Origin of the sequence: Chitinophaga sp. HK235 (assembly GCF_018255755.1) — a bacterium.
Classification (GTDB): Bacteria; Bacteroidota; Bacteroidia; order Chitinophagales; family Chitinophagaceae; genus Chitinophaga.
This window is the reverse complement of the sequence record NZ_CP073766.1, coordinates 5,085,599-5,109,936: the sequence shown is the minus strand read 5'-3', so window position 1 is coordinate 5,109,936 and position 24,338 is coordinate 5,085,599. Positions and strand designations below refer to the sequence as shown.

At 48.0% G+C, this 24,338-nt stretch carries 19 protein-coding genes; 9 read left to right on the top strand and 10 right to left on the bottom strand.

Annotated elements, in window-relative coordinates:
- Positions 1–36: 36 nt before the first annotated feature.
- Positions 37–1,221, bottom strand: a complete 1,185-nt coding sequence (locus KD145_RS19050; protein WP_212000838.1) for an MFS transporter — start codon at positions 1,219–1,221, stop codon at positions 37–39.
- 176 nt (positions 1,222–1,397) lie between these two features.
- On the opposite strand from KD145_RS19050, the gene KD145_RS19045 reads away from it, so the two are divergent.
- From KD145_RS19045 to KD145_RS19030, 4 genes are all read left to right on the top strand, one after another.
- Positions 1,398–1,868, top strand: coding sequence for a Dps family protein (locus KD145_RS19045; protein WP_212000836.1), 471 nt, complete (start codon positions 1,398–1,400; stop codon positions 1,866–1,868).
- A gap of 92 nt (positions 1,869–1,960) precedes the next feature.
- Complete coding sequence (locus tag KD145_RS19040; RefSeq protein ID WP_212000835.1) at positions 1,961–2,707, top strand: NYN domain-containing protein; 747 nt, start codon at positions 1,961–1,963, stop codon at positions 2,705–2,707.
- Positions 2,708–2,711: 4 nt separating this feature from the next.
- Positions 2,712–3,254, top strand: coding sequence for an O-acetyl-ADP-ribose deacetylase (locus tag KD145_RS19035; protein WP_212000833.1), 543 nt, complete (start codon positions 2,712–2,714; stop codon positions 3,252–3,254).
- Between the two features lie 111 nt (positions 3,255–3,365).
- Positions 3,366–4,745 (top strand): TlpA disulfide reductase family protein, encoded by a 1,380-nt coding sequence (locus tag KD145_RS19030; RefSeq protein WP_212000831.1) that lies wholly within the window; start codon positions 3,366–3,368, stop codon positions 4,743–4,745.
- Between the two features lie 87 nt (positions 4,746–4,832).
- On the opposite strand, the gene KD145_RS19025 is transcribed toward KD145_RS19030, so the two are convergent.
- The 4 genes from KD145_RS19025 to KD145_RS19010 form a co-directional block, all read right to left on the bottom strand.
- Positions 4,833–4,976, bottom strand: a complete 144-nt coding sequence (locus tag KD145_RS19025; RefSeq protein WP_211327105.1) for a hypothetical protein — start codon at positions 4,974–4,976, stop codon at positions 4,833–4,835.
- Positions 4,977–5,048: 72 nt separating this feature from the next.
- A complete protein-coding gene (locus tag KD145_RS19020; RefSeq protein ID WP_212000829.1) occupies positions 5,049–7,022 on the bottom strand; it encodes a thiamine pyrophosphate-dependent enzyme in 1,974 nt (657 codons plus the stop codon).
- A gap of 36 nt (positions 7,023–7,058) precedes the next feature.
- The gene (locus tag KD145_RS19015; RefSeq protein WP_212000827.1) at positions 7,059–7,412 is read right to left on the bottom strand and encodes a phage holin family protein; all 354 of its coding nucleotides are present in this window, start codon (positions 7,410–7,412) and stop codon (positions 7,059–7,061) included.
- A gap of 207 nt (positions 7,413–7,619) precedes the next feature.
- Positions 7,620–8,546 carry a hydroxypyruvate isomerase family protein gene (locus KD145_RS19010; RefSeq protein ID WP_212000825.1) on the bottom strand — a complete coding sequence of 309 codons (927 nt, stop codon included), beginning with the start codon at positions 8,544–8,546 and terminating at the stop codon, positions 7,620–7,622.
- A 178-nt stretch (positions 8,547–8,724) separates the two neighbouring features.
- Here KD145_RS19010 and KD145_RS19005 point away from each other — a divergent pair, with 178 nt between their 5' ends.
- The 3 genes from KD145_RS19005 to KD145_RS18995 all read left to right on the top strand — a co-directional run bounded on the left by KD145_RS19005 (position 8,725) and on the right by KD145_RS18995 (position 12,437).
- Positions 8,725–9,690: an SUMF1/EgtB/PvdO family nonheme iron enzyme gene (locus KD145_RS19005; RefSeq protein ID WP_212000823.1), complete on the top strand. Its 966-nt coding sequence runs from the start codon at positions 8,725–8,727 to the stop codon at positions 9,688–9,690.
- Between the two features lie 42 nt (positions 9,691–9,732).
- Positions 9,733–11,067 carry a Gfo/Idh/MocA family protein gene (locus KD145_RS19000; RefSeq protein WP_212000822.1) on the top strand — a complete coding sequence of 445 codons (1,335 nt, stop codon included), beginning with the start codon at positions 9,733–9,735 and terminating at the stop codon, positions 11,065–11,067.
- Positions 11,068–11,147: 80 nt separating this feature from the next.
- Complete coding sequence (locus KD145_RS18995; protein WP_212000821.1) at positions 11,148–12,437, top strand: D-alanyl-D-alanine carboxypeptidase; 1,290 nt, start codon at positions 11,148–11,150, stop codon at positions 12,435–12,437.
- On the opposite strand, the gene KD145_RS18990 is transcribed toward KD145_RS18995, so the two are convergent.
- On the bottom strand, positions 12,438–13,085 hold the full coding sequence (locus tag KD145_RS18990; RefSeq protein ID WP_212000820.1) for a hypothetical protein: 648 nt from the start codon (positions 13,083–13,085) through the stop codon (positions 12,438–12,440).
- A gap of 106 nt (positions 13,086–13,191) precedes the next feature.
- Positions 13,192–14,955, bottom strand: coding sequence for a carboxypeptidase-like regulatory domain-containing protein (locus tag KD145_RS18985; protein ID WP_212000818.1), 1,764 nt, complete (start codon positions 14,953–14,955; stop codon positions 13,192–13,194).
- Between the two features lie 244 nt (positions 14,956–15,199).
- Here KD145_RS18985 and KD145_RS18980 point away from each other — a divergent pair, with 244 nt between their 5' ends.
- Both KD145_RS18980 and KD145_RS18975 read left to right on the top strand, forming a co-directional pair.
- A complete protein-coding gene (locus KD145_RS18980) occupies positions 15,200–18,265 on the top strand; it encodes a TonB-dependent receptor (protein ID WP_212000817.1) in 3,066 nt (1,021 codons plus the stop codon).
- A gap of 10 nt (positions 18,266–18,275) precedes the next feature.
- Positions 18,276–20,024: a RagB/SusD family nutrient uptake outer membrane protein gene (locus KD145_RS18975; protein WP_212000816.1), complete on the top strand. Its 1,749-nt coding sequence runs from the start codon at positions 18,276–18,278 to the stop codon at positions 20,022–20,024.
- Positions 20,025–20,206: 182 nt separating this feature from the next.
- Here KD145_RS18975 and KD145_RS18970 read toward each other — a convergent pair whose 3' ends face one another.
- The 3 genes from KD145_RS18970 to KD145_RS18960 form a co-directional block, all read right to left on the bottom strand.
- Complete coding sequence (locus tag KD145_RS18970; protein WP_212000815.1) at positions 20,207–21,658, bottom strand: Gfo/Idh/MocA family protein; 1,452 nt, start codon at positions 21,656–21,658, stop codon at positions 20,207–20,209.
- 141 nt (positions 21,659–21,799) lie between these two features.
- Positions 21,800–22,489, bottom strand: coding sequence for a gluconate 2-dehydrogenase subunit 3 family protein (locus KD145_RS18965; protein ID WP_212000814.1), 690 nt, complete (start codon positions 22,487–22,489; stop codon positions 21,800–21,802).
- Positions 22,490–22,536: 47 nt separating this feature from the next.
- On the bottom strand, positions 22,537–24,276 hold the full coding sequence (locus tag KD145_RS18960; RefSeq protein WP_212000813.1) for a GMC family oxidoreductase: 1,740 nt from the start codon (positions 24,274–24,276) through the stop codon (positions 22,537–22,539).
- Positions 24,277–24,338 lie beyond the last annotated feature (62 nt).

Genomic DNA, 24,338 nt, shown 5'->3' with positions numbered 1-24,338 from the left:
AACAAAACGGAGCATTAGGTAGTGGAAGCAAATGGATCAACATTCTCTGGTCGCCATGGCCGGCTTCTTATAAAAGAAGGAGAGGTAAATGGTGGCCAGCAGTGTAATACCGGCAAACAGATAGAAAGTGGCCGGGAAATGGGAAGCATTGTTGTTGTAAACAAAGGCAGAGAAATAGGCCCCCAGTCCTATACCGGCTTCCATGGCAATATACATGCTGGCCAGCGCCCGGCCGCGATGTTCCGGTTGACCGAGGTCGATGGTCCAGGCGGTAATAGCCGGAGCATTAAGCCCTACAGAGATGCCATATACAACAGCGGCAGCCATCAGTAGGGCAGCGGTGGTGGCAAAGCCCATCATCAGCATGGAAGCGGCCATTAGCAAGGCAGAAACCTTTAACACCGGCACACGGCCATAACGATCGGATACCTTACCGGCCAGCAAACGGATACCGATAGAACTGGCAGTGAAAAAGGTAAAGAAAAGTCCTTTGTTGTTAATACCCAGGAATGCACTGAAGTCAGGGATGATGGTCAGCATCGCTCCATAGCTGAAATACGTCAGAAAACAGATGATCACCGGCGACCATACCAGTGGCTCGAATATTTCTTCTCCTTTGATTTTCAACAAAGAAAACCGGAAAGATTGTTTGTTGGCCAGTGTTTCCTTCATGCCAATCAATATCACTACAGATAAAAGGGCAAACACAGCAGACAGCTGAAACATCACATTGATATTCCACCTTACAGCCATATATCCGCCAATGGCGGGCCCCAGCGCCATACCAATAGTGCTGGCCAGTCCTACCATGCCCATGGCTTCACCACGGCGATTGTAGGGAATGATATCGGAAACATAGGCAGAAGTACCAGTAGGTTTAAAACCAGTGGAAAAACCATGAAAAAAACGGAGTAGCAGAAATGCCCCAACAGTGCTGACAAGTGGGTAAAGCAAGCTACAAACAACACATACCAGCGAACCGAAAATCATCACCGGCACCCGCCCGATCGTATCGGTAAGCTTACCGCTGAATGGACGCGATAATCCGGCCATTAGTGTAAACAAACCAATAATATATCCTTTGTAATCTGCTCCCCCCATTTTGCTCAGATAGGCGGGCAGCTCAGGGATCATCATATTAAAGCTGGCAGAAAATAGTGCATTACTCAGGCATAAGAGAATAAAGTGCAGGGTGTAGATTTTTCCGGAAGAATGGTCCATGCACGCAAAATTAACAACTATGGTACAATTTTCGCAAATATGTTGGCCTAATGGTTAAAACCTGAACAAAAGAGCCTATGTACCTGTTTATTATACCGGTTGTTAATTTATGATAAACATCATAGTAGCCCGTCTTAAGAAATCGTACATTTATTTAAACCAAAAAAATTCAAGATATGAAAATCGAAATTGGTATTACAGCGGATCACGCGAAGAAAATAGCATTGGAGTTGAATAAAGTGTTAGCGGATGAATTACTGGTTTATGCAAAAACACGTAATTGCCACTGGAATATTGAAGGGCCTAATTTCATGGAAATGCATAAGTTCTATGAAGATCAATATGAAGAGTTGGAAGAAATTGCTGATGAAGTGGCAGAATATATCCGTCAGGTAGGGCACTATGCGGAAGGCCGCTATTCCGATGTATTGAAACTTACCAACCTGCTCGAATCTGAATATTCCAACGATCAGAAAAAACAGTTACAGGAATTGCTGGACGATCACGAAACCATCATCCGTAACCTGCGCAGACTGATCGACGAATTCGATGAAAAATATAAAGATAAAGGCTCCAGCGACTTTGCAACACAACTGCTGCAGAAACACCTGAAACTGGCATGGATGATTCGTTCTTATCTCAAATAGTAATATTTGGGAATCTGGTTATTTGATGAACTGATTACTTATATTCAGTTAATTAAATAACCAGATTCCTAAATACACCCAAAGTATTCCACATGGACAATATAAACGATCTCCGACTTGCAGTACTGATAGATGCCGACAATATACCCTACCACAATATCAAGGGGATGCTGGAAGAAGTAGCCAAATACGGTAACCCCACCTTCAAAAGAATTTACGGAGACTGGACAAAACCCACCGTTACAGGCTGGAAAGGTGTTTTACTGGACTATGCTATCACCCCCATCCAGCAGTACAGTTATACTTCCGGAAAAAATGCCACCGACTCAGCCATGATTATTGATGCGATGGATATCCTGTACACCGGCAGGGTAGATGGTTTCTGCCTCGTATCCAGTGATAGTGATTTCACCAGACTGGCCACCAGACTCCGGGAGGCCGGTATGCGTGTCATCGGCATGGGCGAGAGGAAGACCCCCAGTGCCTTTCGTGCTGCCTGTGATAAATTTATCTATCTGGAAATATTACAGATAAGAGAAAAGAAAACGGAACCTGGCAAACCCAAATCCAGCAAAGAAAAGCCTAAAGGTATCAGCAAGGCGGATAAAGAGCTGATAGACCTGTTGTCTACCAGTATCAACGATATCGCAGACGAAGATGGATGGGCCTACCTCGGTGAACTGGGTAACCTGTTGCTGAAGAAACAACCTGACTTCGACGCCCGTAACTACGGCTTTAACAAGCTGGTACAGCTGATAAAAAGTTTTCCTAATTTCGAAATTGATATCAGGGAAAGCGGTAAAAAAACCGGTAAACTGGTATATGTAAGAACAGTATAACGTTATGGCATATAGGAAAATCCGGATCATCAAAGGCGATATTACCAAAATGGAAACGATGGCTATTGTGAATGCTGCCAATACATCTCTGATGGGTGGCGGTGGCGTAGATGGTGCTATCCACAGAGCCGGTGGTCCTGCTATCCTGGAAGACTGCAGAGCAATTGTAGCTCGTCAGGGTGGCTGTAAAACCGGAGAAGCCGTCATTACCACCGGTGGCCGGTTGCCGGCAAAGTATGTGATCCATACCGTAGGTCCGGTATGGAATGGAGGCAACCATAACGAAATGCAGCTGCTGGCCAATTGTTATTTACATTCGTTGCAGCTGGCGTCCCGTCATCATGTTACCTCCATTGCTTTTCCGAATATCAGCACCGGGATCTATCATTTCCCGAAAGACCTGGCCGCCAGCATTGCCATGGAGACCATCGTCCACTTCCTTGAAGAGGATGACGCAATAGAAGAAGTGGTGCTCGTATGTTTTGATGATGAAAATTACCAGTTAGCCCAACACTACTACAACCAGTACATACGCCCTGAAGAATGACTCATAACGGTTTTGAGCCGCTGAAAAAATTGTCTGTCCCATCTTCATTGCCTTTTCTATATTTGGGCCACAACGATTATAATCGAAAACCAAAACCAAACCACCATTAAAATGAATCAATTTAACGTAAGCAGACTGCTGCCGTTGGTAGCCTGCGTGGTACTGACTGCCCGTGCAGTTGCAGGGCCGGCAACCGTTCCCTCTCTCGCCGTTATTCAGGGCCAGGCCCCTGAAAAAGCCAAAAAAATAACACTGTATGCAGTAGATGAAGGCCGCAAAACAGAAATCGCCAATGCGATGGTAAATGCACAGCATGCCTTTGCCTTTGCAGTACCCGCACCTAAGGAAGGTTTTTACTACCTCTCCGCAGGAGACCGTGGCGGAGATACCCGTATCTATGTGAAGCCAGGAGATCAGCTGAAACTGAAGATGGACAACGGGACCTACACGGTGGAATCCGGATCGGCAGAAAACAAACAGCTGCAACAATGGAATGACCAGCTGCGCGTGATCTCCAAACCTGCCAGCCTGAGTGACACTTCCAGCTATGTCTCCTTTTTTCCGAAGCTCGAAGCTTTTGTGCCTAAAGTAGCCAGTCTGAAAAAAGCGGTGAACACACCCAACAAAAAATTCAATGAGCTGCTGCAATACACCATGGATGTGGATGTAGAAAATGCAGCCATCCTGTTTCTGATGACGCCGCGTTCCAAACACCCGGAGCATAGCCAGTATCCGGCCTACTATCAGCAGGTGGTACAGGACAAAAAGTTCTGTGACAGCAAACTGCTGGCAAATGGTGAGGCTGCGGGCATCCTTCGTTTATACGCTATGTTTACCCAATTGATGGCAAAAGAGAAGCCCAAAGGACTTCCTACACTGGAAAAAATGTCCGGCCTTTTCTGTAACGATACCATCAAAGGGCTGTTTATTACAGAAAGTCTGGGTGGTTACAAAACCTTTGAAACCTTTACAGAAGCGGTAGCACCGGTTAAAAAATACCTGGTTACTGACGGTCAGATGCAGCGTTACCTGGCGGCAGAAAAGGCTGTACGCAAATTTGCTACCGGAGAGGCTGGCTTTAACTTCACCGGTGAAGATATGAGCGGTAAAAAGGTGGCTTTCAACGATCTGAAAGGAAAAGTAGTGGTAGTAGATGTATGGGCTACCTGGTGCGGACCTTGTAAAGCGGAACTGCCCTATCTGCAGCAGCTGGAAGAGGAAATGGCAGGCAAAAACGTCACTTTTGTTGGTTTCTCTGTAGATGAAGAAAAAGACAAAGAGAAATGGGCGGCTTTTGTGAAAAAACAGGAAATGAAAGGTGTACAGCTCTTTGGTGCTGGCTGGAGCGACATTACCAGGTTTTACGATATCAAAGGGATTCCCCGTTTTATGGTGTTCGACCAGAAAGGCAATATCGTAACGATTGATGCACCCCGTCCGTCTACACCGGAGCTGAAAGCACTGATAGAAAAGACTCTCAGCAATGGCTGATCAGGTATAAAGACATGAGTAACAAAGAAAAAGGCTTCCGTTGAGGAAGCCTTTTCTTCTATAATGCGATGTGAAAAAACAGGGTGATTAGAGTTTTGCGTATTTAGCCCATGCATAAATGAACATCAGCGCAAAAACAACGATGGCAACCGGTGCCAGAAAATGACCAATGCTGTCGCCTACTTTGTAAAAGTTGGTGGTCTGTACTACTGTTAAAAGATTCATCAACATTGTATAATGATTTTGTTTATTTCCAGGGTGCAAATTAAAACTTTCGGGTTAAATTCCCAATCATACCGGTCGTTACCAGCGGGTTAATTGTTGGATACACTTGTCCAGCCGGGATTTGGACAGGAAATTTTTTTCCAGAGGGGAGGCAAAAGGCACGGGGGTGTCCAGGGAGGCGCATCGGATAACGGGCGCATCCAGCAGGTGGAAACAGTGTTCTGCAATCCAGGCACTTATTTCACCACCGAAGCCTCCGATCAGGGTATCTTCATGAAGCACCAGCACTTTGCCGGTAAGGGCCACGACTTCGCTGATGGCGGTATAGTCCAGCGGCAGAAGGGTACGGAGGTCCAGGATAGCGATAGAGATTTCCGGATGTGCTGCCGCATATTCCATGGCCCAGTGTACACCGCTGCCATAGGTGATGATGCTGATATCATCTCCTGACTGCACCAGCCTTGCCTTCCCTATTTCCACCGTATAATACGCTTCAGGTACCGGTCCGCTGATACTGCGGTACAAAGCTTTATGCTCAAAATACATCACCGGGTTGGGATCGGCGAGGGCAGCTGTCAGCAGCCCTTTGGCATCTTCCGGTGTGGAAGGGTATACTACTTTCAGGCCGGGAACATGGGTGAACCAGGCTTCATTACTCTGTGAGTGGAAGGGGCCGGCGCCTACTCCGCCACCGGTGGGCATTCTGATCACCACATCGGCCGTCTGGCCCCAGCGGTAGTGTATCTTAGCAAGGTTGTTGACGATCTGGTTAAAGCCACAGCTTACAAAGTCCGCAAACTGCATCTCCACCATACTTTTAAATCCGCCGATAGCCAACCCCAGGGCCGTGCCCACGATAGCGCTTTCACAGATCGGGGTGTTACGCACCCTTTCTTTCCCGAACCGGGATAGAAAACCATCTGTGATCTTAAAGGCTCCGCCATAGGCTGCAATGTCCTGGCCCATAAGGACCAGCTCGGGGTATTGCTCCATAGACTGTTGCAATCCTTCGGTAATCGCATCAATAAAACGTTTCTCCGTGGCGGTGCCGGAAGGAGATACTACCGGTGGTGCTGGCGCATAGATGTCTGCCAGCTCGTTATCGGTATTGACTACAAGAGGCGTTGTTTCCTGCCCTTTGGCCACTTCTTCTTCGATACGGTGTTTCAGTTCCTGCCGGATACTTTCAATGCTTTCCGTATTCAACAGATGAATTTCCTGCATAAAAGTTTCGAACTGCATCACCGGGTCTTTTTTGCTCCACTGCTCAAAAAGCTCCGGGGGCACGTATTTTACACCGCTGGCTTCTTCGTGGCCTCGCATACGGAAAGTCATCGCTTCTACCAGCACAGGTTTCTGTTCTTTGACAGCATAAGCCCGTGCTGTGCGGATGGTCTGGTAAACTTCCAGGAGGTTGTTACCATCTACCTGAACACCTTCCATACCATAACCAACGGCTTTGTCTACAAGACTGTTGCAGTGGTATTGTTCACTGACGGGGGTGCTGAGGCCATAACCGTTGTTTTCCACCAGGAAAATAACGGGTAGTCCCCATACGGCTGCCACATTGAGGGCTTCATGAAATTCACCTTCACTGGTGCCGCCTTCTCCGGAGAAGGCAAGTGCTGCCTTATGTTCCTTTTTGAGTTGATGAGCGAGTGCAATGCCGTCGGCAATAGAGAGTTGAGGGCCCAGGTGGGAGATCATACCGCAGATGTGGTATGGCCGGCTGCCAAAGTGAAAGGACCTTTCACGGCCTTTGCTGTAGCCGTTTTCACTGCCCTGCCACTGCATAAACAACTTGCTGAGTGGCATATTCCGGGTAGTAAACACGCCCAGGTTGCGGTGAAGCGGCATAATCCATTCATCCGGCTCGAGTGCCAGGGTGGCGCCTACTGCGATAGCTTCCTGGCCTATGCCGGAGAACCATTTACTTATCTTTCCTTGCCGCAATAGCAGCAGCATTTTTTCCTCTATCAGTCGGGGGTATAGCAGCGCTCTGTAAAAAGACAGCAGCTCCGTGTCGCTTAGGTTAGACCGGTCGAAATACATGATGTACAGGCTATTTTACAATGTTTAGGGTAAGGGCTAATCATTATTGGCGCCGGCAAGGCTGCTCAGAACACTGTTGATGATAGTCATCACAATACTGAACAACATCGCCCACCAGAAACCATCCACTTTAAAACCAGGAACAATTTTGGCCGCCAGCAGGATGATCACAGCATTGATAACAAACAGGAATAACCCCAGGGTCAACAGGGTTACCGGAAGGGTGAATAGTACCAGTAGTGGTCGTACCAACGCATTTAACAATGCCAGTACCAGCGCGAGTAACAGGGCCGTAACAAAACTGTCTATTTTCACAGCTGGCTTCAGCAGATAAGTTGTTAACATCGCTGCCAGCGCACTCACTAATATGCGAAGCAAAAAACCACCCATAGTATAGTGTTTTAAGGTATAGTTAAGGTAACAAAAAAAAACATAACTGTAACTTGATTTATATCATGGTACTGATGCGCCTGATGTGTGGAGATTAACATCATAAAAAACAAAAACCCGTCTGATAACTATCAGACGGGTTTCTTGCTAAAAAATTATCTTGAATGATTCGCGTAGATCTTCGTACATCAGCATTCATCACATAAATCACAGTTCGTCGGCTTCCCTATATGCCTTAATCAGTGCAGCTTCTCCTTCTTTGCCCTGGCCGGCGATGCCGTGTTCCATGCCCAGTACTCCCTGGTATCCTTTTTTACGGAGATGTCTGAAAATGTTTTTGTAATTGATTTCGCCGGTACCAGGTTCTCTGCGGCCAGGGTTGTCACCGATCTGGATATACGCAATTTCGTCCCAGCACATATCTATCACAGGGATAAGGTTGCCGGTATTGCGTTGCATATGGTAGATATCGTATAATATTTTACAGGAAGGGCTGTTGACAGCCTTACAGATTTCGTAGGTCTGTTCGGAAGTGCGGAGGAAAAGCTCGGGGGTATCACTCAGCGGTTCCAGTACCATGACAAGATTATGTGGTTCAAATATGGCGGCACCTTTGCGCAGGGCTGCCACTACGTTGGAGGTCTGGATGCCCATAGGCAGACTGCGGTCGAAGAAGCCCGGTACTACAGTGGCCCATTTGGCATTGCAGCGTTTAGCCACGTCCACACTTTCTTTACAGGTTTTCACAAAAGCATCGGTAAACTCCTGTTTGCCGGAAGCCAGTGAAGTTTTCCAGTTGTTGCCGGTGTCTACTACAAACACGCCCATAGTCATACCCAGTTTGGTAAGCAGGCTGCCTATTTTTTCCTGTTCTGCTACAGGGCGGTGCATCATTCCATTATCCTCAATAGATCGGAAACCCTGGTCGTAAGCGTATTTGATCTGGTCCAGAAAGTCGGCGCCGGCGCTGTTTTTAAACATGCCGTCATGTGGGGCATAGTTGAGGCTGAAAGGTTTTTCCTTGACGGCACGCTCACCGGCAGGAGCAGCCTGGCTTTTGCTGGCGATACCGCCCAGTGCCAGCGCGGAGATACCGGCTAAAGTGCCCTGTTGCAGGAATTTTCTTCTTTCCATAACGTTAGGTTAATTTTAAAATGACATAAAAGGACATTCGGCTAAATTTAATCGCTTTTATAAGGAAATGCTAACAAAGCTGAAAAAAATTCAATCCATCCTGCATTTTTCGCATTCATAAAAAAATATTGCATTCCATTTTTGTATTTTTTAAATTCACCCACTATAAAACGTTTGGATGACTAGATATTACGTGACCTTATTGCTGGGCGGTATGCTCAGCAATAGTACTGCAGTACAGGCACAGCAAACCTTCACGCCGTACGAGCAACAGATCCCCAGAACCACGGTAAGTTTTAAAATGATGCCCATCAAAGGAGGCACTTTTGCGTTAGGAAGCCCGGACAATGAAAAAGGAAGAAACAAGGATGAAGGACCTGCCAAAAATGTAACCATCGCTGATTTCTGGATGGGAGCCACAGAAGTGACTTTCGACGAGTATGATATTTATGCGGATGCGGAAAAGGACAAAACTCCCATCCCCGACGGGATGACCCGTCCCAGCCCTCCATATATCGATCTTACCCTGGGCATGGGTAAGGCAGGCGGGTTCCCGGCCAACAGTATGAGCCAGTATGGCGCCCTGATGTATTGTAAGTGGCTGTATGCCAAAACAGGCGTCTTTTACCGCCTCCCCACTGCAGCAGAATGGGAATATGCCTGTCGTGCTGGTGCCAAAACCGCCTATCCTTTTGGTGCAGATGAATCTCAACTGAAAAAATACGCCTGGTTTAAAGAAAACAGTGGCGAGAAATATCATAAAGTAGCCCAGTTGCAACCCAATGCCTGGGGCCTGTACGACATGCTGGGCAACGTGGCAGAATGGACACTCGATCAGTATGATGAAAGCGGAGTGGCCAATGCTATCGCCACCGATCCCTGGACGATGCCCACCGCGAAAATGTCGCGCGTAATCAAAGGAGGGAACTACAATGATGCTGCTCCCGCACTGCGCAGTGCAGCCCGCCTGAAATCCGATCCGATATGGAACCGCAGAGATCCGCAGATCCCTAAAAGCTCCTGGTGGAATGCAGATGCTCCGTTCATCGGTTTCAGAATTGTAAGGCCTGCAAAACAACCCACTCCTGAAGAGGCAGAAAAATTCTTCGAAGAAATTATCGACAAATATAAAGGCTCACGTTAGTACCACTCATCCTCCTAAAAAAATTTAAAGCACAACGTATTTATGGAAAACGAACAAAAATTCCACGGTCAGGGACGCCGCGATTTCGTAAAGCAAACCTCTATGCTTGCAGGCGGATTGCTGGCATTACCCATCTTATCTAAAGCCAATTACTTTTCCGGTTCTTCCGATGTGATCAAAATAGCCCTGGTAGGCTGCGGCGGACGCGGTACCGGTGCTGCCACACAGGCGCTGAGCACTAAAGAAAACGTACAGCTGGTAGCCATGGCCGACGCCTTCCCGGACAGGCTGAACGACAGCTATAACAATATCAAGGAAGCTTTAGGCGATAAAGCCAGTCGCGTAAACGTTCCGGAAAAAAATAAATTCATCGGCTTCGATGGTTACAAACAAGCCATCGCACTCGCCGATGTAGTCATCCTCACCACCCCTCCGGGTTTCCGGCCTATCCACTTTGAAGAAGCCATCAGACAAGGAAAACATGTGTTTATGGAAAAACCCGTAGCCACTGATCCTGCTGGTATCAAAAGAGTGCTGGAAGCTGCAGCCATCGCCAAACAAAAGAAACTGAACGTAGTAGTAGGCCTGCAACGTCGTTATCAGAACTCCTACCGCGAACTCTACAAACGCGCACAGGATGGTATCATCGGTGACATCCTCTCCATGCAGGTATGGTGGAACCAGGGCGCACTGTGGGTAAAACCACGTAAACCTGAATACTCTGAAATGGAATACCAGATGCGTAACTGGTACTATTTCAACTGGCTCTGCGGCGACCATATCGTAGAACAACATATCCACAATATCGACGTAGGTAACTGGTTTAAGAATGCCACCCCGCAAACAGCTGGTGGTATGGGTGGCCGTGCTGTGCGTACCGGCAAGGAATACGGTGAAATATTCGACCACCACTATGTAGAGTATCGTTATGCCGACGGAGTGGTAATGAACAGCCAGTGCCGTCACTGGAAAGACGCACCCAGCAAGGTAGATGAGGAGATAGTAGGTACTAAGGGCCGCATTTACTGCGACAGAGCCCAGATAGTAGATCATAAAGGAAAAGTGCTGTACCAGTTTGACAAGAAAAAGGAAAACAATCCTTATCAGACAGAACACGACGAACTGTTTGCGGCGATCGCCAAAGGAGAGTATAAGTTTGCGGATGCACAGCGTGGCGCCGAAGCTACACTTTCCGCCATCATCGGCCGTCTGGCGACCTATTCCGGCCAGGTGATCAACTGGGATACTGCGCTTAACTCCGGATTGAATCTGCAGCCGAAAGTATATGCTTTTGATGCGCCTCCTCCGGTACTGCCTGATGCTTCCGGTAACTACGCCTACGCCAAACCGGGCATCACCAAATACTTCGTTTCCTGATTACAGACAATTCAGTAATTAACATCATGGGAAGATGTCTGCGGATATCTTCCCATTTTATTTATCAGTAATTTCCCACCATGAGATTTCTTTTACTCCTTTCTGCAATTGGATTGTCTTTACAGGTATCTGCACAAACTGCGGCCATCAGCAAGTGGGCCAACCACTCCCTGCTGCATGAAAAGCCGTTGGAACAGGCACACGTGGGGATTTCTATCTATGAGCCAGCCACTCAAAAATACTGGTACCAGTATCAGGATGACAAGTTTTTTACACCCGCTTCCAATACCAAAATATTTTCCCTGTTTACCGGGATGAAATTGCTGGGAGATTCCCTGCCTGCTGCCCGTTACTATGAAAATGATACCGCCATTTTTGTGAAAGGAGTAGCGGACCCGTCTTTCCTGCATCCGGACTATACTTTCCAGCCGCTGCTGCAGCTGTTGCAACAAACCGGTAAGTCCATCTATCTGGTGCCGGCTGTTAATCTGAATAAACGCTACGGTCCGGGATGGTCATGGTCTGACTATGCAGATGACTACCAGCCTGAGCTAACCGAATGGCCTATGTACGGCAACGTGATTCGCCTTTATCATCATGGTGATACCAGCCACATGATCCCCGCACTGTATGACCTGGAAGCCACGGCAGACCGCACGATCAGCAAAGTATCTACCGACAGGGATGAAAGGAACAATCTCTTCTTCCTGAAATACAACCCTGACTATAAAGAAGCTTCCCTGACGGAGGTGCCTTTTATTACAGGCGCAGAACAACAACTGCGGGAAAGGCTGCAGGACACCTTGCATAAGCGTATAGGCCTTGCCGTTAACACCGGCAACCTTGTCTTTAAACTATTAAAAAGCATACCGGCAGACTCTTTATTCAGACCAATGATGCACCGGAGTGACAACTTCTTTGCAGAACAAACTCTTATGATGGCATCAGCAGCCATGTGGGATACCATCAGCAGCAAAAAAATGATCAACTGGCTGCTGGAAGGCGATCTGAAAGCCTTGCCACATCCTCCGCAGTGGGTGGATGGTTCAGGTCTGTCACGTTATAATCTCTTTACACCCAGGGATTTTGTCAGTGTATTAACCATGCTGTACCAACAGTATCCTCAGGAAAGGTTATGGGAGATATTTCCCACCGGAGGAAAGGGAACACTGCGTAATTATTATCAGCAGCAGTTTGTACACGCTAAAACAGGCACGCTGAGCGGGGTAGTGGCGCTGAGCGGTTATCTGGTGACAAAGAAAAATAAAACACTGGTCTTCAGTGTATTGGTGAATAACCATCAGGATACGACCACGAACGTACGAAGAGCCGTAGAGCGCTTTCTGACGATGGTATGGAAGGATTATTAATCAGGGCTTGATGATATAGGATACCAGTTTGATGGTATCCTGAGTCTGGTCTGCTTCTATAAGGCCAATGCCTTTGGCGTAGTAGCTGGTAGACACGGTACCGACAGGTACGGCGTTCTCCAGTAGAATTGTTGAGGCATCCAGTTTGACAGCGATCACGTCAGGGTAGTTTTTACCGTTGACGGTTTTGGTGAAGCCTTTCTGGATGATGGTATGTTGCAGGATCGCCTTGGTAGTAACGGTACCGTTACTGACATTGACGGTGTCCTGCCAGGAACTGCCCTGAGGTACAGTTTCCTTCAGGTAGGTAAGCGGAACGTTATCGGCTTTATATCCCTGGAAAGTGAGGAGGCTGGCAATCTGTGTGTAGATGCCATCTTTACAGTTGGAGCAGAAAAACACACTGTCATCGCGGACCTTTTTATAGGAGGTACCGTTGATGGTAGTATCACCGGAAACGGTGAGTGTGTATGAGGTCGTGTCTTGTTTCTGGCCAACATCAATGTAGGAAAAGGAGGAGCCGATGGTGTAAGGAGCATAATCACAGGTTGGGAGGAAACCTGTCCCGTCCTTGCTCATTTCTTTACTACAGGCAATCAGCAATGTGAAGCCTGCCAAAATCATTAATAGTGAGTGGAGGTTCTTCATAAAAATAAGATCTGGTTACTGTATAACGTTCATTCCTATGAATTTATGCAAAAAAGGCCAATAGTTTTTTTACTATTGGCCTTTTTTCTTGTATAAGGATTTTATGTTATTCTATTCTTAATTTAAATGAGCCACTGATGGGGACTGCAACACTATCCATTGATCTTGTAACATTGCCGGAAAGTGTTCCTTCCAGATATTCTCCGGGGACACCGGTGCGTGTGATGTTAACATTCATGGATTGCTGATAGTACTTTTTGCCACCGATACTGATATTAATATACCTGGAAGTTTGGGTTCCTACCTGGATACTGCTCATGTTCCAGCCGATGTGGTCCGGGTTGGCTTTACGGGAGGCCGCAGCGCTATAGTTGACAAGGGTGTCCCCGCTGCTGTTGTATAACGCTATGGAGTCCGCAGGGCTACTAAAAGAGATCGTTTGTCCTTCCAGCAGAATAGACACAGTACTTGCCTGTATGGCGTCGCAGGCCTGGAGGTCTTGTGTATACTGACCAGGAGATACCGGCACTGTGATAGTGGACATCTTGTTGGCTGTTTCATCTACAGCATTCAGTACCATATTTACTGAACCGGACTGGCAGCGGACAATGGTGGTAGCATAACTGCCATTCTGAATAACGGCAGTATAGTGCACACCTTCCACCTGTATATTCACTACACCTTTAGTAACAACAGTACCTGTACAATTGCTCACCTTTCCGCTCACAGATATTGCACTAACAGGGTCCAGTGTAACGGTATAGGTACCTGCATTGGCATCAGTGGTCCATGGGCCGGCTTTTTTAGAGAAGATAACTTGGTTACACTTGTTTTTTACGGAGATAGTCACCTGTTCGCCGGAGGGTACCGCGCCACTTACCTCACCGTTGGCATCGGTATAGCCGTAGGTGCTGCTGCCGTTAGGTCTGGTGATCTGTACGGCAGTATTGGCGAGCGGATTGTTTTTATCGTCTTTGAAACTGGCTTTGAAATTCACAATCGGAAATTGGGCATCGCAGTTCCAGAAGGAGAAGTGTTTAACAGTACCTACGTAGCTGTCACCTAATTTTTCTGCGCTGCCTTCCTGTTGCCACAGGCCGGTGGTTTCATTGAAGTGCCACAGCGGGATAGTAGCAGGGGCGGTGTTTCTGAGCGTGGCAGGTATTACCATCCGGAAGGTAACACTGTTGCTGCCATCGAGGTGCAGTTTCTCTCCGTTTTCACCTTGTAGTTCCAGTGCCATCATACCGAAGGATTGCAGTGCCACTACTTCGTTTTTATCATTAACAGCACGCAGATCGCCGGGCATGATATCGGAAAAATCCGTTCTTTCCGGATTGATGAAAGCATAGTTCAGTGTGGCTTTGCCCTTGTAAGGTTTGTTAGATGCGTCCAACACCTGGTTGGGGACAAAAATAAACTGTGCATTGGAGGCGCTTACATTACCACCAGTGGCGGCATCAAAAGAACCGGCTGCTGTTTTGGGAAGCAGCTGAATCTGTACAAACTGCTCTCTACCGGCACCGGTTACACGAAAAGTACGGACACCATTAAAGTAACCTGTCTTTTGTACGGTAACCACTGCTGCGGCTTCTTTGAGATCAAGCTGTGAAAACCGGAAGGCACCGTACTGGTCTGTAACGGCAGACTGATCTCCGCATTGTACACGGGCGCCTGTCAGCGGATCATTGTTTTCATCGGTGATGATACCCTGTAATCCTGCTTTTACTTGTTTGTCAGGGAGTGGTGTCGTACCGGGATTTACAGGTGTAGTGGTTTCAGGAGGATTATCTACTGTCACCATTGTTTTGTCGCAGGCTGCCAGCGACAGCATACAGCAGGCCAACAGCCAGAGTATAGTTGTTTTCATAATAAAGGGGGTACGCAGGGAATGACGTAAACTGCGCGTTAGCAAATATAATATATTATTAGTATGTGTGCGGGTCCTTTAGAAAAAGGCGTAAAAAGCACGCTTATTTTTAGAAAAAAATTAAACATTTTCTGAATATCTTACCTAATGGTATGAATTACCCTTATTATTTTTTTATTGAAAAACAGTAAAACTGAACAGTAAACGTAAAACGTAGCACTTTTATCACCCAAAAATCTCATTTATGAATCCACGTTATGCGAAGGCAATGCTATTGCTATGCCTTTCCGCCGCCGCATCAGGCCCGGTCGTTGCCCGTGCGTCGGTACCTGCGGTATGGCAACAGGCAAATCTAACCGTTGAAGGAAAAGTCAAAGACATTCATGGAAATCCCCTGCCCGGGGTCACAGTGCTTATCAAAGGCACGAAACGCGGAACTGTCACAGATCCTAAGGGAAACTTCTCTCTGAAAGATGTAGAAAGAGGCGCTGTACTGGTATTGCAGTATGTTGGTTTCGATGCCCAGGAAATCGGAGTAGATGGACGTACTTCCCTGAGTGCTGTACTCAAGGAAAATCAGAAAACCCTGGATGAATATGTAGTAGTGGGTTATGGCACGCAGAAAAAAGTAACCAAAACAGGTGCTGTCGCATCTGTAAAAGGTGCTGAATTACAACAGTCACCTAACGTCAACATCTCCAACTCCCTGGTAGGCCGTATTCCAGGTATCATTGCGGTCAATAACAGCGGAGAGCCCGGCAACGACAACTCCCGTATTTTTATTCGTGGCCGTAGCACCCTGGGTGTCAGCACACCACTGTATGTGATCGATGGTATCCCCCGCGAAGGCTTTGCCCGTCTGGCTCCCGGCGATATTGAAAGTGTGTCTGTACTAAAGGATGCAGCTGCCGCTATCTATGGTTCCCGTGCAGCCAACGGCGTTATACTGGTCACCACCAAACGTGGAAAAGTAGGAAAGCCAACTATCAACTACGGCTTCAACCAGTCATTTGTTTCACCAACCCGTCTGCCCAAAATGGCAGATGCGCCCACTTATGCACGCCTGGTCAACGAAATCCTGCAGTATGGCGGCGATAAACCCCGCTTTACTGAAGACCAGATCAAGAAATTCAGTGACGGATCAGATCCCTGGTTGTATCCTAACACCAACTGGTATGATGCTGTTATTAAAAATAACTCCCTGCAGAACAGGCACGATCTGTCACTCAGCGGCGGCTCCGAAAAAATGACATACTTCGTTTCTCTCGGTACGCTCTATCAGGACGCTATCTATAAAACCAGCGCCACCAACTACAAACAACAGAATGTAAGGGCCAATCTGGATGCACATGTGAACGAAAACATCCACCTGCGCCTCGATCTGGCGGGAAGACTGGAAAACAGAAATTTCCCTCCCCGTAATGCCAGTTCAATCTTCCGTTCCCTCATGCGCGGCCGCCCTACCGAAAATGCCATCTGGCCCAACGGTATGCCCGGCCCCGATATCGAATACGGTGATAATCCGGTAGTTACAAGTACTAACACCATCGGATATACGAATGACAAAAACTATGTGCTCAACGGGACACTCGGTGCTACTATTAATATCCCCTGGGTACGTGGTTTGTCTCTGGATGGAAACTTCGCCTACGACCAGAACTTCGACTTCCTCAAAACCTGGATAAAACCATGGACGCTTTATACACTGGACCCCAACAGCCCGGACCATAAGCTGAATCCGGCTTCCAGAGGTGTAAGCGCACCACAGCTCAATGAAAGCTTCAACAGCAACCGCTTGTCTACTGTGAATTTCAAAATCAACTATAATCGTTCTTTTGGAAAACACAACCTGAATACTTTCATCGCATTTGAGCAGGCTACTTTTAATGGTGACACTATGCTGGCCAACCGCCGGTATTTCATCAGTGATAAACTGGATCAGCTGTTTGCCGGTGGCGATAAGGAAAAAAGCAACGGTGGCAGTGGTTTCTCCTTTGCCCGTCGTAACTACTTCGGACGTATATCCTACAACTACCGGGAAACCTATCTGTTTGATTTTAATGCCCGTTATGACGGTACACAGAACTTCCCGCGCAACAGCCGCTTCGGCTTCTTCCCCGGCGCATCTGCCGGATGGGTGCTTTCCAATGAAAGCTTCTGGAAAAATAGTGTTCGCGTTATGGACTATTTCAAAATCCGTGCATCCTGGGGACAAATGGGTAACGACCAGATACCTTCTTTTCAATACCTCAGTACCTACGGTTTCAGTGATGGTGGTGTGATGCTGGGTGGAGATCTCAACAAAGGTATCTACCAGCTGCGTTCTCCTAATGAGGCTATCACCTGGGAAATGGCCAACAACTTCGACGTAGGTGTGGAAGGAGCATTGCTTGGTGAAAAACTGTCTTTCGAAGCAGACTATTTCTATACCCGTCGTGCCAACATTCTGGTAAGCCGCAGCCTGTCTATGCCGGCTTATACCGGTATGACACTGCCACAGGAAAACCTGGGCAAAGTGGAAAACAAAGGCTTTGAAGTAGTGCTTAAACACAAAAACGATATCAACAAATTCCATTATGAAATAGCCGGTACCGTTACTCATGCCCAGAACAAGATTCTCTTCTGGGATGAAGTGCCCAGCGTACCGGAATGGCAGAAGTCAACCGGAAAAATGATTGAAGCACCGTTGTACTACAAAGCTATCGGCATCTACAAAACACAGGAAGAAGTGGATAAAACACCACATGTAAGCGGCGCCCGTCCGGGAGATATCATCTTCGCCGATATTAATGGTGACGGTAAAATCGATGACTTGGACCGTATCCGGGTAAACCGCACTGAAAATCCGACCTGGATATTCGGCCTCACCTTTACCGCCAAATACCGCAACTTCGACTTCACCATGCTGTGGCAGGGTGCTACCGGCGCCAGTCAATACCTGCATACGGAGTCCGGCCTTATCGGCAACTTCCCTGAAGCATACATTAAAGACCGCTGGACACCTGATCACACCGATGCTTCCTGGCCCCGTGTAAATGACCGTGACCGCGAATACTGGGTAAGCCGCCAGAATACCTTCTGGTTCTGGAAAACAGATTATGCCCGTCTTAAAACCCTCGACCTCGGATACACCGTTCCTGAACAGCTGATCAAAAGGATAGGTCTGCAGAAACTACGGGTATATGTAAGCGGACAAAATCTGCTGACCATCGACAATGTAAAAATATTTGATCCGGAAGCCCCCATGGGAAGCGGTCAGTACTATCCGCAGACGAAGATTTACAATGTGGGATTAAATGTCACTTTCTAAACAACGAGCCATGAAAAAATTAAACATCATACAATATCTGGCAGTGGCGGCATTATTGTACTCCACTACCGCATGTAACAAGGATTTTCTGGAAAAGAAGCCACTGACCGAGTATCAGGAGTCGGAAGTGTGGCAGGACAAGGGGCTGGTACAGGCTTTTGTGAATGACCTGTATGTGCAGATGCGTCCCGGATTTAATGAAGTAATGTTGTCATCTATGACCGATGAAAGCCGGTTTATCCACGACTACAATACTTCCCGGGTAGTACAGGGCAATATCTCACCGGATGATATTGGGGCACTCAATGATTTCAGCCGTTGGGACGGGCATTATAAAGAGATACGTAATTGTAACATGTTTTTTGAGAAGATTGATAAAGTGCCTGTAGACGATGCCACCCGTAATACGATGAAGGGAGAAGTCCATTTTATGCGGGCCTGGTACTATCAAATGCTGGTGAGATATTACGGCGGGGTGCCCCTGATCACCAAAACATACAACGTAAAAGGCGATGAACAGGAAATCTTAAATACCAAAAGAGCTACGTTTGAAGCTTGTGTGAAGTTTATCGCTGATGAGTGTGACAGTGCCGCTAAGTTGTTGCCGCTGACCTATGAAGCTGTAAAAGACAAAGGTAGGGTAACCAAAGGTGCCGCAATGTCCCTGAAATCGAGGATGCTGCTGTTTGCTGCCAGTGACCTGTTTAACAAACAAGTGAAAAGCCCACTGATGGGCTATACTACCGGGGATCAGATGGTCCGTTTCCGTCTGGCCAAAGATGCGGCCAAAGCGGTGATGGACCTGGGCATCTACGAACTGTATCATCCTACTGATTCAGCAGCAGAGAATTACAGCCGTATCTTCCTGGACAAGGACCACAAGGAACTGATTTTTGTAAAACAATATGACAAGGCTTTGCTGGGCACTTCTCATGACCTTTACAACGGTCCTAATGGTTATCATAACTGGGGAGGCAATGTGCCACTTGAAAACTTCGTTTCCGGCTATCAGATGCGGGACGGCTCTGCTTTCTCCTGGGTTAATGCAGCACAGGCGCAGGCGCCCTATGTAGGCCGTGATCCACGTTTCTATGCCACCATCCTGTATGACGGTGCCAAATGGAAGCCTCGTCCCAAAGACGGTGCAGAAGTAGATCCTGCAGGAGTAATCCAGACTGGTAAATATGAACCCAAAAATGGCGGCGTAGATAGTGTGTGGGGCCTCGATACACGTAACAGCACCATCGAAAACTGGAATGGTACATTCTCAGGGTATTATATGCGCAAGTTCATGGACAAAAACCTGGATGCGCAGTTTTTCCGTGGTGACCAGAACTGGATCTTTATACGTTATGCAGAAGTGCTGCTGAACTATGCAGAAGCCAGTATCTGGCTGGGAGAGGAGGCTGACGCATTGCCGGTGTTGAACAGTGTCCGTACCAGGGCTGGTATGCCGGCTACTGCAGCTACCGGAGATGCGCTGAAAGACGTACTCAAATATGAAAGACGTTATGAGCTGGCGTTTGAAGAACACCGTTTCTTTGATGCCCGCAGATGGGTAACGGATGCGATGACTGCGTTCAACGGCAGTGCCAAAGGTATTGAAGTATTGGGCTCCATGATAGCTAATCACCCGTTTGTATACCGCCCTGTTAGTATACAGGACCGTACTTTCAGGGAGAAAGATTACCTGCTGCCTATTCCTGCCGCAGAGATCCGTAAGAACAGCAACCTGGAGCAACAAGTGCCATATAAATAACGTCCCAGGGCTAAAGCCCTGGGCTAATATCGATTCCGGTGGTTATATTAAGAACGTCATAATTAACCCCGGACTTCATATCCAAGGCTTCAAAAATAGCCCAGGGCTTCAGCCCTGGGAAAAAAAATGCAGCGAAGCGCTTCGCTGCATTTTTTATTTAAAATATTTAATCCGGATCAGCATCAAACGCCCAGAGACCAGCCGTCGCGATAAGTACGTTTCACGAACTGGTTGGCTTCATCGAAGTTGGTGATCTTCATATTGGCGCCGTCCCATAGCAGTTTGATATAACGGCCGGGGTAGTCGTAACCTTTGCCGCTGGCTTTGGGCTTGCGGAGGTCGAAGCTGCGGATGGCGAGGTTGGCCATCAGGATGCTTTCTGTGAGCGGACCGGCAATATCAAACGGAGAGCTGAGTGTTTTTGCTTGTTTGCTGTTGTAGCCGGCGATGGCTGCATTTACCCATTGAACGTAGTGGCCTTCCGGTACACGGGCGATGGTTTGTGGTACTTTTACTTCGTTGGTGCGGGAAGTAGGCAGCAGTTTGGGATACATGCCATAAGTGCCGCACATCATTTTACCTTTATCGCCGATGAAGATGGCGCCGTTGCCACCGTCGCCCATGACTTCATTAGGACCCAGTTCTTCCGGACGTTCTGGCTGAATACCGCCGTCCATCCAGTGCAGTGTGATTTCCTTGCCGTTTTTGCCGGGGAATTTCATGATAACATGGGAAGAAGGAGGACAGCTTTCGGGGAAATAGCCGCGGGTAAACTCGCCCACATATACACTACCTACGCTGCATTCCACAGAAGTGGGGTAGCCCAGGCCGAGTACACGGAAAGGAGGTTCGATGATATGGCAGCCCATATCGCCGATGGCGCCGGTACCATAGTCCCACCAGCCGCGCCAGTTGAAAGGCACGAGGTTGTCTACATAGTCCTTTTTTGGAGCGGTTCCCAGCCACAGGTCCCAGTTGAGTTCTTTCGGGATGTCTTTCTTTTCGGTAGGCCATGCAACGCCTTGTGGCCATACAGGACGGTCTGTCCAGCAGTAAACGGTATGTACGTCACCGATAAGGCCGGCGTTGTACCATTCCATCAGCTGACGTACGCCGTCGCCGGAGGAGCCCTGGTTACCCATCTGGCTTACCACTTTATGTTTTTGGGCGCCCTGGGTGAGCATGCGTGCTTCGTAGATGTCGTGGGTCAGAGGTTTCTGAACATACACGTGTTTGTTGAGCTGCATGGCGCCCATGGCTGCTACAGCGTGCTGGTGGTCTGGGGTGGACACAGATACCGCATCAAAGTTTTTATGCTCTTTATCGAACATTTCCCTGAAGTCAGTATAGAATTTGGCTTTAGGGAATTTCTTAACGGCATCGGCTGCACGACGTGTATCCACATCGCAGAGGAAGGTGATGTCGGCAGGGCCTTTGGCAAATTCGGAGATATCACCGAATCCTTTACCACCAACACCGATACCGGCTACACGGAGACGGTCGCTTGGTGCTGTATAACCTCTACCCAGTACATGACGTGGAACGATCATAAATCCGGCGGCGGCTAATGCACCGTTTCTCAGGAATGATCTGCGGGATACCTGGTTTGTCCCGCTCTTTTTTTCTGGAACCATGAGTGATATAGTTTATTAGGTACTTGTTGATTGCGGATAAATGATGAATCGCGGATTGGAGAGCTAAGATAAAAGGTGAAACCAGATTTTTATATCCACTTATCATTTCCACCGCCTGATTCGTTCATTCATAACGTTTATTTAATCCCAGGTCATGATCTTGCCTCTATCTTCGATTTTGAGGCAGGTGGCCAGGGTTTTTTCGTCGTAGGCATAGCCATACTGTTTCAGCACATCAGCAGGCACCCCATCCCACTCGTTAGGAGTGTTACCTACATATCCAAGGTCTTTGATACCTATTTTGCTGGTAAAGAAACCAGTAGCGGTAAGGTTACGCATACGGTTGAAAAAGGCAACGCCCTGCGTGTTTTCGAGTGTGGCTTTTTCGGGGTAGGCGATAAGGTCTACCATCTCGATACGTTGTTCCGGGCTACATTCTGCAAAGGATTTATTATAACGTTTGGCACATTGTACATCGAGCCAGCGGAGGCCGCCGCGCATGGGCAGCTGGTGGTCGGGCATATCTTTTACGATGAACCCGATGAATTCAGGCACTTTGGCATCGGAAGCACTGCCGGAATGCTCATCGGCCGGGATGATGATATCGGCGAGGATAGTGATGGTTTTCATCTCTTCAGGTGTGAAGAATTTATCTTCCATCAGGGCCTTGTCCCTTTTGACTTCGTCCGGTGTACGGCCATAGCCGGGCGTATTGGCGGCTGTTTTTTTGTCACCGCCGGTTTTGTTGTCTTCGCAACCGGTGGCAGATAAGATGGTGCCTACAGATAAAGTTCCCAGCGCGATGGCTCTAAGGGATTCTCTTCTATCCATGTTATATTTTTTATGCGCTCATCTTCATAAAATGAGTGCCTGCATGATTAAATATTCTGTTTCTTCAGCTGGTCCACAATATATTCCGATGCTCTCATGGAGAGTGCGAGGATGGTCCAGGTTGGGTTTTTGTCTGCCTGTGATACAAAGGCGCCGCCATCCACAACAAACAGGTTTTTCACCTCGTGGGCCTGATTGAATTTATTGAGCACGGAAGTAGACGGGTTATCGCCCATGCGGGTGGTACCCACTTCATGGATGATACGGCCGGGATTTTCCAATCCGTAGAGGGTTTCCGCGCCTGGTTTGTTGCCAGAAGGCACGCCACCCATTTCGAGTATCAGCTGCTCGAAAGTATCCTGCATATGTTTGGCCTGTTTGATCTCATGGTCGGTCCAGGTGTAATGGAAGCGCAGCACGGGGATACCGTACTTATCTACTACGTTGGGATCTATTTCGCAATAGTTGTCTTCCCGGGCAATACATTCACCTCTGCCGGCAAAGCCGATGTGGGCACCGAAGAAGCGGCGGTAATCGTCTTTCAGGGAAGCGCCGTAGCCGCCTGCTGTTTTGGGTTTGCCATCGCGGCCGGGATATTTGCCGTTCATGTTTTCCATGCCGAAGCCGTAGCCATAGGAAGGCATGTGCATGCCACCGCCCATTTCGATATGGTAACCACGGGCAAAGTCCAGTTTTTTGTTATCACCCCACCATGGAATGTAAAGGTGCATACCGCCAACGCCGTCTTCGTTGTAGCGTTTGCGGTCCATGAGTGCGGGCATGAATCCGCTTCTGGAGGCGCCGGTAGAGTCGTGGAGGTATTTACCTACTACGCCGCTGGAGTTGGCGAGACCATTGGGATGTTTGGCAGATTTGGAGTTAAGCAGCAGCCTGGCAGATTCGCAGGCGCTGGCCGCCAGCACTACTACTTTGGCACTAACAGAATATTCCTGCATATCTGCTTTGTCGATATAGGCCACACCAGTAGCTTTACCACTGTTGTCGGTGAGTACTTCCCTTACCATCGCGTTCGTATATAGGTCTACGTGACCACTTTTCATCGCGGGTTTTACCAGTACAGAAGAGGAGGAGAAGTCGCCATAAACGGTACAGCCGCGGCTACACTGGCTGCAGTAGAAGCATGGGCTGCGGTCTTTATTGACAGAGCGGGTGAGGATAGACAGTCGTGCGGGAATAACGGGCAAGCCCAGTTTTTCGCCGGCTCTTTTTACCATCAGCTCGTGTAATCTTGGTTTGGGAGGAGGGAGGAAAAATCCGTCTGGTTCGTTGGGCAGGTTTTCTTTGGAGCCGAACACACCGATCAGCTTATCTACCCTGTCATAATAAGGTGCTACATCCTGGTAGCTGATAGGCCAGTCGTCACCCAGGCCATCATAACTTTTGTGTTTGAAGTCGCGTTCGCCGAAACGAAGGGAGATACGTCCCCAGTGGTTGGTACGTCCGCCCAGCATACGGGAGCGGAACCAGTCGAATTGGGTACCGTTTTTCCTTGTATAGGGCTCTCCGGCAATTTCCCATCCGCCGTAGGCGGCGTCGAAGTCGCCAAAGGGACGGGTTGTGCTGGCGCCTCTTCTGGGTGATTCATAGGGCCATTTCAGTTGTGTGGCCTGCTCCGGATCTGCCGGATCATATTTGGGCCCTGCTTCCAGGAGCGCTACTTTCAGACCGGCTTCCGATAATACTTTGGCTGCCATGCCGCCGCCGGCACCGGAACCAACAATACAAACATCATAAAGCTTTGCCTGTTTTTTAATTTCAAAAGCCATTTGCGTGGAAATTTTTAGACTTTATTTAAAGAACACCGGTTTTAAATCTATAAATTAAATGT